This window comes from Janthinobacterium sp. GW822-FHT07H11, assembly GCF_058798615.1.
Genome location: NZ_CM179507.1, coordinates 3,706,561 through 3,719,263 on the forward strand (window position 1 = coordinate 3,706,561; position 12,703 = coordinate 3,719,263).

The 12,703-nt window shown below is 62.7% G+C and carries 12 protein-coding genes; 4 read left to right on the plus strand and 8 right to left on the minus strand.

Features of this window, described 5'->3' with window-relative positions:
• Position 1: 1 nt before the first annotated feature.
• Positions 2-895, minus strand: coding sequence for a GNAT family N-acetyltransferase (locus tag AC3RCJ_RS16355; protein WP_492958086.1), 894 nt, complete (start codon positions 893-895; stop codon positions 2-4).
• A 154-nt stretch (positions 896-1,049) separates the two neighbouring features.
• On the opposite strand from AC3RCJ_RS16355, the gene ypfJ reads away from it, so the two are divergent.
• A complete protein-coding gene (gene ypfJ, locus AC3RCJ_RS16360) occupies positions 1,050-1,934 on the plus strand; it encodes a KPN_02809 family neutral zinc metallopeptidase (RefSeq protein ID WP_492958088.1) in 885 nt (294 codons plus the stop codon).
• Positions 1,935-2,012: 78 nt separating this feature from the next.
• On the opposite strand, the gene AC3RCJ_RS16365 is transcribed toward ypfJ, so the two are convergent.
• From AC3RCJ_RS16365 to AC3RCJ_RS16385, 5 genes are all read right to left on the minus strand, one after another.
• Entirely contained in the window at positions 2,013-3,095 is a 1,083-nt protein-coding gene (locus AC3RCJ_RS16365) for a TIGR03118 family protein (RefSeq protein ID WP_492958090.1), read from the minus strand.
• A gap of 109 nt (positions 3,096-3,204) precedes the next feature.
• Positions 3,205-3,984, minus strand: coding sequence for a substrate-binding periplasmic protein (locus tag AC3RCJ_RS16370; protein WP_492958092.1), 780 nt, complete (start codon positions 3,982-3,984; stop codon positions 3,205-3,207).
• Positions 3,984-4,850 (minus strand): carboxylating nicotinate-nucleotide diphosphorylase, encoded by an 867-nt coding sequence (gene nadC / locus AC3RCJ_RS16375; RefSeq protein WP_492958094.1) that lies wholly within the window; start codon positions 4,848-4,850, stop codon positions 3,984-3,986. Before nadC ends, AC3RCJ_RS16370 begins: the two co-directional genes overlap by 1 nt.
• Positions 4,847-5,980, minus strand: coding sequence for a quinolinate synthase NadA (gene nadA / locus AC3RCJ_RS16380; protein ID WP_492958096.1), 1,134 nt, complete (start codon positions 5,978-5,980; stop codon positions 4,847-4,849). Before nadA ends, nadC begins: the two co-directional genes overlap by 4 nt.
• 212 nt (positions 5,981-6,192) lie before the next feature.
• Positions 6,193-7,791, minus strand: coding sequence for an ABC-F family ATPase (locus tag AC3RCJ_RS16385; RefSeq protein ID WP_131686473.1), 1,599 nt, complete (start codon positions 7,789-7,791; stop codon positions 6,193-6,195).
• 234 nt (positions 7,792-8,025) lie between these two features.
• Here AC3RCJ_RS16385 and AC3RCJ_RS16390 point away from each other — a divergent pair, with 234 nt between their 5' ends.
• Positions 8,026-8,562, plus strand: coding sequence for a DUF2939 domain-containing protein (locus AC3RCJ_RS16390; protein WP_492958098.1), 537 nt, complete (start codon positions 8,026-8,028; stop codon positions 8,560-8,562).
• Positions 8,563-8,636: 74 nt separating this feature from the next.
• Complete coding sequence (locus AC3RCJ_RS16395) at positions 8,637-9,305, plus strand: hypothetical protein (RefSeq protein WP_492958100.1); 669 nt, start codon at positions 8,637-8,639, stop codon at positions 9,303-9,305.
• Between the two features lie 94 nt (positions 9,306-9,399).
• On the opposite strand, the gene AC3RCJ_RS16400 is transcribed toward AC3RCJ_RS16395, so the two are convergent.
• On the minus strand, positions 9,400-10,092 hold the full coding sequence (locus tag AC3RCJ_RS16400) for a DUF3334 family protein (RefSeq protein WP_492958102.1): 693 nt from the start codon (positions 10,090-10,092) through the stop codon (positions 9,400-9,402).
• Positions 10,093-10,395: 303 nt separating this feature from the next.
• Positions 10,396-10,653 (minus strand): DUF1488 family protein, encoded by a 258-nt coding sequence (locus tag AC3RCJ_RS16405; RefSeq protein WP_492958104.1) that lies wholly within the window; start codon positions 10,651-10,653, stop codon positions 10,396-10,398.
• 316 nt (positions 10,654-10,969) lie between these two features.
• On the opposite strand from AC3RCJ_RS16405, the gene AC3RCJ_RS16410 reads away from it, so the two are divergent.
• The gene (locus AC3RCJ_RS16410; protein WP_492958106.1) at positions 10,970-12,646 is read left to right on the plus strand and encodes a DUF6138 family protein; all 1,677 of its coding nucleotides are present in this window, start codon (positions 10,970-10,972) and stop codon (positions 12,644-12,646) included.
• Positions 12,647-12,703: the final 57 nt, after the last annotated feature.

The window sequence follows — 12,703 nt, forward strand, 5'->3', positions numbered from 1 at the left end:
CTTACAGCCGTTTGTGCATGCGCGCCAGCGGCAGTTTGATGTCACCTGGCAAGTCGAGATGAAAATCTTCCGTCACGGCAAAGCCACTGGCCAGATAGAGCGGCACGCCGGGCAAGGTGGCGGCCAGTTCCAGCGCCGCAAAGCCGGCCGCCCGCGCCTGGCGCTCGCAATGGCGCATCAGCATGCTGCCCAGGCCCTGGCGCGCGCTAGCCGGCTCGACAAAGAAGGCGCGGATGCGCCCGGGCTGGCTGGCCGGGTCGAGCAGCGGGTCCGGCCCGCTCTTCGCGCGGTCGGCGCCGTACAGGGTGGCGCGCCGGCTCCAGCCGCCGCAAGCCAGCATGGCGCCGTCCCGCTCGATGAGGAAATAGGTCTGGTCGGCAACGAGCTGCGTATCGACGCCGAACACGTGGCGCGTCACGGCCTCGGCCTGCTCCATACTATAAAAGCCCGCGCTCAGCGCCACGCCGGAACGGGCGATCAGCGCGTTCATGGCGGGCACATCGGCCGGCAGCGCCACGCGCAGGCGCGTCAGGGCGCCAAAGCTGAACCAGGCGCGCGCGATGCGCCCCTGCTCCACCTCATAGGTCGCCACCAGTTCCTGCGCCGACACGCCATCGTCCGTGTCGCCATGGACGATCTCATGGTCGATCACCAGCTTGCCGCAGGCTATGCGGTTGAGCAACTGCGCCTGCGGCCGGCTGGCGGCGAAACGGGCCGCGAAACGGGGGCCGATCTGCGCACTGCCTTGTGCCAGCAAGATGTCCGGGTGCTGGAATTGCTGTGCGTCATCGGCATAGATGGCCAGCAAGGCAGGCACGTCGTGTTCGTTGTAGGCGTCCAGTTGCGCCTGGACCAGCGCCGTGGGGGAAATACGTGTATCGTTGGCCAATGCCATGCGCGCACCTGTTGTGATGTCGTTGGAAAGTTGCAAAGCGTAACATTGTCGCCCCTGTCGCGGCGCGGTTTACTGCGATAATAACAAGATTCGTCGCATCAAGCAGCTTGCGGCGTCACCAATCAATTGCACAATCGCAGCAGGAGTAAAGATCATGAAATGGGAAGGCAATCGCGAAAGCGACAATGTGGAAGACCGCCGTGGCGAGGATGGCGGCGGAGGGGGTGGTGGCGGCTTCGGCTTTGGCGGCCGCTCGATCGGCATCGGCACCATCGTCATCGCCCTCGTCGGCTCGTATGTGCTGGGCGTCAATCCCTTGACCTTGCTCAACCTGCTCAGCGGCGGTGGCGGCCAGGTCAGCACCCAGCCAGCGCCTGCGCGCCAGGCACCGGCAAACGACGAGATGACCCGCTTCGTGCGGACCGTGCTGGCCGATACGGAAGACACCTGGAGCGCCCTGTTCAAGGCCGAAGGCGGCAGCTACGTGAAACCCAAGCTGGTGCTGTTCTCGGGCAGCGTCCCGACGGCCTGCGGCACGGGCCAGAGCGCCAGCGGCCCCTTCTACTGCCCCGGCGACCAGAAAGTCTACCTGGACCTCGATTTCTTCAATCTGATGCAGCAGCGCTTCAAGGTCTCGGGCGAATTTGCCGAGGCCTACGTGATCGCGCATGAAGTGGGCCACCACGTGCAAAACCTGATGGGCCTGTCCGAAAAAGTCGACCAGGCGCGCCACACGCAATCGGAACGCCAGGCCAACGCCATGTCCGTGCGCCTGGAATTGCAGGCCGACTGCTTTGCCGGCGTGTGGGCCTACCACGCGAACGCCGACCGCAAGATCCTCGAGCAGGGCGACGTGGAAACGGCGCTCAAGGCGGCCACGGCCATCGGCGACGACGCGCTGCAGCGCCAGTCGCAAGGCCATGTCGTGCCGGACTCGTTTACCCACGGCACGTCGGAGCAGCGCGTGCGCTGGTTCAGCAAGGGCATCGAGAGCGGCCAGATTTCACAGTGCAATACCTTCGAGGCGCGCCAGCTGTAAACCGCCCGCAGACCAGGCGCGGCACAGCGCCCTGGCCCGTGCCGCCCCCAAGGCTGCACGGGCAGGCCCGGACTGCCTTTACTTCAAGTCGATGCGCCCGTACTGCCCGTGCGTCTCGTCGTTCGGCCCGGCCGCATAGAACAGGGTATTCAGAGGCTGGCTGTTGAGTCCATTGCCGAAGGCGATGCCCCACAGGCCATCGATCACCAGCGGCGTGCCGTCGGCCTTGCGCAGCGGACCGCCGGCGGCGCCCGTGGACGGGTCATAGGCATTGATCTTGCCGTCACCGAAATTCCCCACTAACAACATATTGCTGGCACTGCCAAAATCGGCCGGCGCCAGCGCCATGCCCCAGGGCGCATTCAGGGCGCCGCCGCTCACCAGGCGCTTGAGCAAGTTACCGCTGGTGTCATACACATTGATGATGCCCAAGCCGGCGCCCGCCTCTTCATCGTCGCCGCTCGCCTCCCGCTTCGCGTACGCGACAAAGATGCGTTCGCCGCTGGCCTGGATGCCGAACGGCGCATAGCCGGCCGGCAAGCCGGGGTCGCTGAATGCGCCGGGCAAGCTGACCCTGGCGAAATTGGCATCGAAGACATCGACGCGCCCGTTGTGGAAATCGGCCGCATACAGATAATTGGCGTTCGCATAACGCGAGATGGCCAGGCCCTTGTAGACGCTGCCGCCGGCGCTGCCGTCGAACACGACCACGGCCGTCGTGGGGCTGACCGATGGCGACCAGGCGGAAATGCTGCCGCTTTCGCTGGCAAAGATGAAGGGGCTGGGTGCCGTCACGCCGTTCTGGCTGAGCTTGAAGTCCTGCGTGCCGTTGAACACGATGCCGGTCGGTCCCGCCGGCGTGTCGACCACCAGCGATTGCGGCACGCCATTGCCATCGTAGAGCGTGGACTTGGCCGTGCCGTTGTCGGCCACCCAGACGAAGCCGCGCGGATTGAAGGCCACGCCCCAGGCGTTGACGAGATTGGCGTCCGTGTGTGCGGCCGGCAAGGCCGCCGTGTCGGACACGAGGCTGGTGACGGCATAGGCGCTTGCAGGCGGCGGGGGATGGTGATGATGGCCGCCGCCGCAGGCAAACAGGGCTGCGGCCAGCACGATGGCAAGACCGGCGCAAAGCATGTTGGTGAAACGGTGCGTCTTCATGGCATTCCCCCTCGGCGTGATGGGCAGTGTTGCGCTGCCTGCTTACAGGGTAGAAGCCGGCCATGCCGGACGCTTGAGTCGCGTCAAATACGGCGCAGATAGGCTGGCGTCAGGGCAGGCTGACGTCGTAGCGCTTGCCCAGTTTTTTCAGTTCGCCGCTGTCGATCAGGCTGGCGAATTCCTGGTCGAACTGCAGGCGCAGCCTGTCGAAATGGGGCGAGCGGGGAAAGGCGAAATAACCGTTCTGTACTTCGATGACCTTGGGCAGCGGCTTGACCTGGCGTTCATAGCCGAGCCGCGCGATGACGGGGTCGGTATTGCGGCGGTTGCTGACGAAGACATCGACGTGGTTATGCACCAGCATCTTCAAGCCATTTTCCACGGTATTGGCCACGCTGACCTGCAGGCCGGGCCGCACGCGCTCCCAGTCCGCGCCATAGGCCCAGCCATTGAGCAGCACCACGCGGCGGTTCTTCAGCGCCGCATAGTCGCCATCCCAGCCGACACTGGCATCCTGGCGCGTGTAGAAGACGATCTGGTCCTGGTAAAACGGCTTGTCGGAAAACGCCATGCCGGCGATGCGCTCCGGTGCCTTGTAGGGGCCGATCAGGATATCGGCCTGGCCCTGCACCAGCATGGCCTGCGCGCGTGCCCACGGCACCATGCGGAAGCGCACGGTGTTGCCCGTGCGCGCAGCCATCAGGCGCAGCAGTTCCGCGCCCAGGCCGCCATACTCGCCGCTGGCCTGGTATTCGAAGACGCGCTCGAACTGCGCGCCCACGGCCAGCAATTCGCGCGCCTGCGCGGGCAAGGCCAGCGCAGGCGCGGACAGCAGCAAGGCCAGGCCCAGCAGCCGCCTGCGCACCGCGCGCCGCGCCGTTTCCGTCATCAGCCGACGATGCGCAAGGAGTAATCGGTGGCCCGCACGTCCTTGGTCAGGCTGCCGATCGAGATGCGGTCCACGCCCGTTTCGGCAATCGCCCGCACGGTGTCGGCATTGATGCCGCCCGACGCTTCGAGCAAGGCGCGCCCTGCCGTCAAGGCCACGGCCTCGCGCAGCATGTCGTTGCTGAAGTTGTCGAGCAGCACGGAGACGGCGCCCGCGTCCAAGGCTTCCTGCAATTGCGCCAGGGTTTCCACCTCGATCTGCACGGGCACGCCCGCGTCGAGGTTGCGCGCGTTTTCCAGGGCCTGGCTGACGCCGCCCGCCGCCGCGATATGGTTTTCCTTGATCAAGATGCCGTCGTACAGGGCCAGGCGCTGGTTCTTGCCGCCGCCCACGCGTACCGCATACTTTTGCGCCAGGCGCAGGCCCGGCAAGGTCTTGCGCGTGTCCAGAATGGACGCCTTGGTGCCGGCGATCACATCGACATACCGGCGCGTGGCCGTGGCCACGGCCGACAGCAGCTGCAGGAAATTGAGGGCGCTGCGCTCGGCCGTGAGCAGGGCGCGCGCCGGCGCCTGGATCGTGCACACGACGCTGTCGGCCGTCATCATGTCGCCTTCGGCGTAATGCCAAACGATGTCGATGCCGCGGTCCAGGCTTTTCATGATGCCTTCAAACCACGGCGCGCCGCACAGCACGGCCGCTTCGCGCACGATGACACGGGCCGTGACGATCTGGTCGGGCGGCACCAGCTCGCCCGTCAGGTCGCACTGGCCCACGTCTTCCAGCAAGGCGGCCAGCAGATTGCCTTCAAAGGCGCGCGCCAGCGCGGGATCGAAGGGAGCGAAAGAATTAACGAGGGTACTCATGCTGGACCGATTCCTTGGAACAATGTGGTTTCTTTAGCCAGGTCTGCGCCTGGCTGGAGGCCCGCCTTCTTGGCGGCGGCGAAGTCGAGCATGCGATTGATCGAGCGCACGGCCAGCTGGCCGACGGCGGGATCGACATGGATTTCGTTGTGCATGTTTTCCAGCGTTTGCGCCAGGTTCAGCAAGCCGTTCATGGCCATCCACGGGCAGTGCGCGCAGCTTTTGCACGTGGCGCTGTTGCCGGCCGTGGGCGCCTCGATGAAGCGCTTTCCGGGCGCGGCCGCGCGCATCTTGTGCAGGATGCCGTTGTCGGTGGCGACAATAAACGTGTCCGTATCCATGGTTTGCGCTGCCGCAATCATTTGCGACGTAGAACCGACCATGTCGGCCAGCGCCACCACGTTGGCGGGCGACTCCGGATGCACGAGCACCTTGGCGTGTGGATACTCTTCCTTGAGCAGATCGAGTTCGATGCCCTTGAATTCGTCGTGCACCAGGCAGGAACCCTGCCACAACAGCATGTCGGCGCCCGTTTCTTTCTGGATATACGAACCCAGGTGCTTGTCCGGCGCCCACAGGATTTTCTTGCCCTGCGCATGCAGATGGGCAACGATATCGAGGCCGATCGACGACGTCACCATCCAGTCCGCGCGCGCCTTGACGGCCGCGCTGGTGTTGGCGTAGACGACGACGGTGCGGTCCGGATGGGCGTCGCAGAAGGCCGTGAATTCATCGACCGGGCAGCCGAGGTCGAGCGAACAGGTCGCGTCGAGGTCGGGCATCAATACGGTTTTTTCGGGACTGAGGATCTTGGCCGTTTCGCCCATGAAGCGCACGCCGGCCACGACCAAAGTCTTGGCCGGATGGTCGCGGCCGAAGCGGGCCATTTCCAGCGAGTCGGAGACGCAGCCGCCCGTGGCTTCGGCCAGGTCTTGCAGGTCGGCATCAACGTAATAGTGGGCAACGAGCACGGCTTCGCGCTCGATCAGCAAGCGCTTGATGCGCGTGATCAGTTCGGCTTTTTCAGCCGGGGACGGCGTCGCTGGCGTGCGTGCCCAGGCGTGGGCGGTGCAGCTGGCTCCGTCTTGTGGGTGTTCATACTCGACGGATTTGATGGCTAAAGTTTGCATGGCTGTGTCAAACAAAAACGGGATAGACCGGCACGATTGCAATAAAGCAGGTGCGCCGGAACGAAAGGACCGCGGCGCGTCGGTGTGGTGCTGGGTGGCTGGCTAGCTGGCCCCGTCATGTCGGATTACGCTCCGCTAATCCGACCTACCCAACTGACCGCTTGCATCTGACGTAGGTCGGATTAGCGCACAGCGCGTAATCCGACGCAACGTTAATCGATACCCTGGCTCTTCAAATAGTCTTCGTAGTTGCCGCGGTAATCGACCACTTCATCTTCCTTGATCTCGATGATGCGGTTCGCCAGCGAGGACACGAATTCGCGGTCATGCGAGACGAAGATCAGGGTGCCCGCGTATTTTTCCAGCGCGATATTCAGCGATTCGATCGATTCCATGTCCATGTGGTTGGTCGGCTCATCGAGCATCAGCACGTTGTGGCGGCCCAGCATCAGCTTGCCGTACATCATGCGGCCCTTCTCGCCACCGGACAGTACCTTGACGGCCTTTTTCACATCGTCGCCGCCGAACAGCAAGCGGCCCAGGATGGAGCGCACGGCCTGGTCATCGTCGCCCTCTTTCGTCCACTGGCCGATCCAGTCGGTCAGGTTCGTATCCTTGGCGAAATCTTCCGTCGGATCTTGCGGCATGTAGCCGACGTTGGCGTTTTCCGCCCACTTCACGCGGCCCTGGTCCGGCTGCAGGCCGGCAATATCGCCCGCGATACAGCGCAGCATGGTGGTCTTGCCGGCGCCGTTGGCGCCGATGATGGCGATGCGCTCGCCCGCCTCGACCATGATGCTGAAATTCTTGAACAGCTGGCGATCGAAGCCTTTCGAGATGTTCTCGACTTCCACGGCCAGGCGGTGCAGTTTCTTTTCGCCGTCGAAACGCACGAACGGGTAGGCGCGCGACGAAGGCTTGATGTCGTCGACCTTGATCTTTTCGATCTGCTTGGCGCGCGACGTGGCCTGGCGCGCCTTCGACTTGTTGGCGGCGAAGCGGCGCACGAATTCTTGCAATTCCGCAACCTTGTCTTTCGCTTTCGCGTTGTTGGCCAGCTGCTGGTTGCGCGCCTGGGTCGAGGCGAACATGTATTCGTCGTAGTTGCCCGGATAAATCTTCAAGGTGCCGTAGTCCATGTCGGCCACGTGGGTGCAGACCTGGTTCAGGAAGTGGCGATCATGGGAAATGATGATCATGGTGGAATTGCGCTCGTTGAGCACGTCTTCCAGCCAGCGAATCGTGTTGATGTCCAGGTTATTCGTCGGCTCGTCGAGCAGCAGGATGTCCGGGTTCGAGAACAGGGCCTGTGCCAGCAGCACGCGCAGCTTCCAGCCTGGCGAAACGTTGCTCATCGGGCCTTGATGCAGCTCGATGGCGACACCGGCGCCCAGCAGCAGTTCGCCGGCGCGCGATTCGGCCGTGTAGCCGTCGTATTCGGAGACCTTGCCTTCCAGTTCGGCCGCCTGCATGTAGTCGTCGTCCGTCGCTTCCGGGTTCGCGTAGATCGCGTCACGCTGCTGGATGGCGGCCCACATTTCCGTGTGGCCCATCATGACGACGTCGAGCACGCGCATGTCTTCAAACGCGAACTGGTCCTGGCGCAGCTTGCCCAGGCGCTCGTTGGTATCGAGCATGACATTGCCGCCCGAAGGGTCCAGGTCGCCGCCGAGGATCTTCATGAACGTCGACTTGCCGCAGCCGTTGGCGCCGATCAAGCCATAGCGGTTGCCGTCGCCGAACTTGACGGAGATATTCTCAAACAATGGCTTGGCGCCAAACTGCATCGTAATATTTGCGGTTGATAGCATGTGATATTGGGTCTTTATTCAGTGAAAACAGCTAGTTAAGTACTTTTCTTCCATTATACAGCACCCACCCTCTTCCACTCTATAGTGGCCCGGCAAGGGCAAGGGCAGCCACTGCGGCGAAACACAGGGTGGATGATGGCAAGAAAATATGATTGCCGCATTTTCATTTAGCCGATACGCTGCTTGCCTCCCTGCTTGCCTCCCGTTCCCCACTCCTTACTTCACAGGCATCACTTGAAAAAAATCACCATCGCCGCCGCCGTGGCGGCCATCGCCATCGCCGCCACCGCCTACGCTTCGCCGTACTACGCCTTGCGCCAGATCAAGACCGCCCTGGCCGAGCGCAACGCCGACGCCCTGGCCGCGCACGTGGACTTCCCCGCCCTGCGCGCCAGCGTCAAGACCCAGCTCGAAGCGAGCATGGCGCGCAGCATCGAAGCGACCGCCGGCAGCGGCAATCCGCTGGCCGCCCTGGGCCAGTCGATCGCCGGCGCCATGCTGGGCAAGATGGTCGATGCCATGGTCTCGCCCGCCGGCGTCGTCGCCCTCGTCAACAAGAGCGCCGTCAGCCCGCAGGCGGATGCGGACGCGCCGACCGATGGCGCGCAGACAAAGGCCGCGTATTCGGCAGGCTATGCCGGCGTGAACACCTTCGTCGTGCGCGCCAAGGATGGCAATGCGCAGCAAGGCGCGCTGGTCCTGCAGCGCCATGGCCTGTGGGACTGGAAGCTGAGTTCGATCGAAATCGCGTCGGCGATGGCTGCACGTTAAAGGAAAGGCACGCGCATGCGCAGGCGATCTGAGACACAATGCATGTCGTTTTACTTCAGATTGCAGGAGCTTTCATGCTGAAACATACGGTCTTATCGCTGGCGATGGCCCTCGCCGGTGCCGCGCCATGCGCCCACGCCCTCGATGGCACGGCCGGGAGCAGCCATTCTGTCGCCGCGCGCATGCAGGCGGAAACATCCAGTGCGGCCGACCCCGACGCGCCCGCGCCGCTGCCCGTGTCCAGCGACATTTCGCTGGCCGAACTGGAGCGCCGCTGGGCGCTGGGACAGGCGCAGGCCGAAGAAAAACACTACACCAGCGCGCTCGACCCGGCCGCGCTGACGGTCCTGGCGCAGCAGATGGATTGCCGCGATATCGTCGGCGTACAACCGTTCGGCTTCCCGCTCGATCAAACGCATCCTGCCGTGCTGAGCGGTGCGCACCTGCTGGCGCGCTGCCCGGACAGGGCCTACGTGACGATCACGGCGATGTCGATGGCGGGCAAGACGGGCAAGCGCGTCACGATGTCACCGCAAGCGTTCAAGCAGACGGTCGACGGCAGGCCCGCGCGGCGCCTGTATTACAAGGCGCCCAACGGCCGCCAGAGGGAAACGCTGACCATCCTCGACGGCAGTTATGCATATGCGCTCGAGTACTGGTCGCTCGATGACAGCCAGCATAGCGGCATGGTCGGCATGCGCCGCATGGAAACATTGACGTTGCCGCAACAACAGGGGAAGTGATCGCGCAGGGACGAGCCCGGGGCAAAGCCTTGTCGGCCGTAAACGGCAGTGGCCGGCGGCAAACCTGCCGCCGGCCACGTTCAGGCACGGCTGCTTACATGCCCAGGGACTTGAGCAGGTCGGCGTTGTCGTCGTCTTCCGGCTCCACCGCCGGTGCCGGGGCGGCGTCGCGTTCGCGGTTCGCGTATTCGCTATCCATCAGCGAGTCGGCGTCGACTTCGCGCGAGTCGAAATCGTGCAGCTTGATGAACTCGGTACGGTCGATCGCCAGTTCCAGATAGAAAATGTTATTCTTTTCCGTATAGAAAGTGACGCGGCGCATTTCCGGGCGGTCCAGCGGCGTATCGACGCTGAGCATCACCTGCTTGTTCAGCACCAGCATTTTCGGCTGGCTCTGGGTGATATTCGTTTGCAGCTCGCGCCGCACCTTGCCCGTGAAGTCGCCCACGATCTGGTTCATCAGCTCGCCCATGATGTTCGACACCTCGTCCGACGTGTAGAAGCTGGCCAGCTCGGACTTCGGCATACCCATGTGCAACATATAGCGCTCGTAGATTTCCATCGCCGTATCGGCGGCGAAATTGAGCACCACCAGGCCCGTGAAACCGCCGTCGAACATGACGAAACAACCGATATCGGGCTTCAATCCCGTCTTGGTGATGCGCTGCACCATCCCGGAATAATTGACCTTGCTTTGCGTTGCCACATTGAGCACCCGAACCACCGAGTTGCACAAACTCATCAACAAATCTTCTGTACCGTACACAACATCCTTTTCTGCATCCATGAGCAACCTCTCCTACTATTTGAAAGATGACAGCACTGTTCCCTGCCCGCCGCGAGCCCCGACAAGACAAATCGCTCAGCAAGCGGGCGACTTCACCTTTGCATGCCTGATCGTGCCTGGCTCCGCCGGTCTTGCCGCCGGAGCCGAACCCTACTCTTACTTTTTTCTGTATAGAAATAAGTATCTGATGCGCAGAATACCGAGATGTAACATTTCCGTCCAGCCATACCTGCATTTACTTGATGATCTGTGCGGAAATACCATATCCGACCTGGGCACGGACATTGGCACAGGAAATAGTAACTAAAAATCAAGTGCCCGCAAGACCACAGCGCTGGCCAGCAGGTCGCGGCTCAGGCAAGCGAAGGCGCGCTGGCCGATGCGCAGACGGTGGGCGTCGAAAACGGCCAGCAGGTCGCCGCCCTGCCCCTGGTCCAGGCTGTGCAAGGCCGTCACGGTGATGCGGCAGGTTTTTTCCGTCCCGAAGACGGCCAGGTGAAAGCTGATGGCATCGCCCGCCGGTTCAAGCGCGATGCTGTCCCTGAGAATGTCATAAGGCATGGCCGGACTGCTCCTGGCAAGGTTGTCACGGCAACGGCGCTCAAGCTGGGCACGATTTTCCGCTAGGAATACAGGCATCGCGACGTTTCCTGCGATCGATCATGAGTGCCAGTCAGGCAAGACTACCGGTAGCGCACGCAAGCCACCGTCTGTTACCGAACATTCGCGCATGCAAGAGCCCGCACGCGGCACGCCTTCCGTGCGGCCCTTGTTGCGGCCGTGCCTGAACACCTAGAATAGTGCTTTATATCAAACATATCCGTGACGGCAGCCGGCGGCACTGTCGCGCACAATACCGGAAAAGACGACGACACTGATGAGTACTCTTGTAGAGCTGGTAACGGCGGAAATGACGGCGGCCATCCACGCCTGGTTCGATGAACGGCTGCAACGCAACGACCTGGAGCAATCCGTCAAGCGCACGACCCTGCAAGCAGGCGTCTTCAACGACTTGATGCTTGACTACAAGCCGGGCCGCACGATGGTCGATGATATCGACCTGGGCCTCGATATCGACGACGCTCCCCGTTCCGGCACGGCGGCGCGCCTGGACGATGCGCAGATGCGCGAGGCTGTCGTGCCACAACTGACGGCCGTGGTACAGGCCCGCCTGGCGCCGCTGGTGGACACGCCGATGATCGACTACCGCTTCACCTGCCGCGGCAAGTTCCAGACGGCGCAGGGCAAGCTGCACCTGACGTTGCTGGAATACGTCAACGAGGATAAACGCCTGGCCTTGCTGGAAAACATACACGCGTACATCGGGCAAAAGCTCACGCATGGCAAGCAGCCGACGAAGCCGCTGGAAACGTTCTTCCTGGCGCGCCACCTGCTCGACCTGCAATTGTTCCCGCAACTCGACGTGGCCTGGACCATCGCCCAGTACGAACGCATCCAGGCCTTGAACAAGACCCAGCCGGACGACTTGGCCAGGCACCGTTCCGACATCATCCGCGCCATCACGCAATGGGCGGAAAACATTTTCCTGCCGCAATTTTATGACCGCGCGCTGTCCGCCTACCGCGCCACCGAATACACGCTGAAAGCGGGCGCGGCGCCCGATGCACGGACGCTGCAGCCTATCGACCTGCTGCTGCATGGCGCGGTGATGATCCTGCGCCACGACGCCAGCTACGCCAAGTCCAAGGGCCTGACATTCCTGGAAATCGCGCGCGAACTGGGCAGCGAACGGGCCGTGCGCATGCTCGAGGAAGGCAGCGGCAGCTTCCCCGATGCCGACATCCACCTGAAAAATGCGCTGCTCGAATGCCGCGCCAACGACGTGTTTGCCACCATCAGTATCACGATTGCCCGGGAAGAGGAAAGCGCGTATGCGCAGGCGCTGGCGTTCATCACGCATTTGCTCAACAACGGCTTCCCGAAAAGCTACCAGATCAAGCTCAAATCCAAGGCCAAGGCATACCTGCCGATCAAGGGACTGGCGAAATCCGACACGCACCGCTTCTTTGCCAATGCCCTCGCCCATGCCGCCCTGCAGCCGCAGCTCGAAGCCTATGCGCGCGCCGCCATCGAGCGCTTCGAATTCTATGCCGACACGGAGGGGGAAAACAATTGCATGCCCGGCAGCTATGCCACGTTCGGCCTGGGTTTGCTCGACGCGCGCTATTTCCCGCTGGTGCGGCACTACATGGCCAACGTCGACGAGGAGCACCAGTCGGTGCAGGACCAGTTCACGGCCGCCTTTGCCGAACGGCACGGCGTGACGACGGAGTCCGCGCCCGTGCTGGCGGCCTGCCTGCGCGCCTGCACGGATAACGCAAAAGTAAAAATCCAGGCGGAACTGGACGAAGTGGAAAAGCTGGAACTGTTCTGCCAGCAGTTGCAGGGACTGGAAGGCTATCTGGTCGAGCACATGCTGTATCCGATCTGGGGCAAGCTGGAAAAACTGGCCACTTTGGCGCGCAAGGCGGACGGCCGGCGCAAGGAGCTGCTGCTGGCTTTGCTGGAAGCGGCGAGCAAGACGCACGCCTAAAGTGCGCAACGTTATGACTTTCACCATCTATAATGCGCGCGCCAGAGTTGCTATAAA

Coding starts and splice junctions, on each gene's coding strand:
- AC3RCJ_RS16355 (WP_492958086.1), bottom strand. CDS start 895: ATGGCATTGGCCAACGATACACGTATTTCCCCCACGGCGCTGGTCCAG.
- ypfJ (WP_492958088.1), top strand. CDS start 1,050: ATGAAATGGGAAGGCAATCGCGAAAGCGACAATGTGGAAGACCGCCGT.
- AC3RCJ_RS16365 (WP_492958090.1), bottom strand. CDS start 3,095: ATGAAGACGCACCGTTTCACCAACATGCTTTGCGCCGGTCTTGCCATC.
- AC3RCJ_RS16370 (WP_492958092.1), bottom strand. CDS start 3,984: ATGACGGAAACGGCGCGGCGCGCGGTGCGCAGGCGGCTGCTGGGCCTG.
- nadC (WP_492958094.1), bottom strand. CDS start 4,850: ATGAGTACCCTCGTTAATTCTTTCGCTCCCTTCGATCCCGCGCTGGCG.
- nadA (WP_492958096.1), bottom strand. CDS start 5,980: ATGCAAACTTTAGCCATCAAATCCGTCGAGTATGAACACCCACAAGAC.
- AC3RCJ_RS16385 (WP_131686473.1), bottom strand. CDS start 7,791: ATGCTATCAACCGCAAATATTACGATGCAGTTTGGCGCCAAGCCATTG.
- AC3RCJ_RS16395 (WP_492958100.1), top strand. CDS start 8,637: ATGCTGAAACATACGGTCTTATCGCTGGCGATGGCCCTCGCCGGTGCC.
- AC3RCJ_RS16400 (WP_492958102.1), bottom strand. CDS start 10,092: ATGGATGCAGAAAAGGATGTTGTGTACGGTACAGAAGATTTGTTGATG.
- AC3RCJ_RS16405 (WP_492958104.1), bottom strand. CDS start 10,653: ATGCCTTATGACATTCTCAGGGACAGCATCGCGCTTGAACCGGCGGGC.
- AC3RCJ_RS16410 (WP_492958106.1), top strand. CDS start 10,970: ATGAGTACTCTTGTAGAGCTGGTAACGGCGGAAATGACGGCGGCCATC.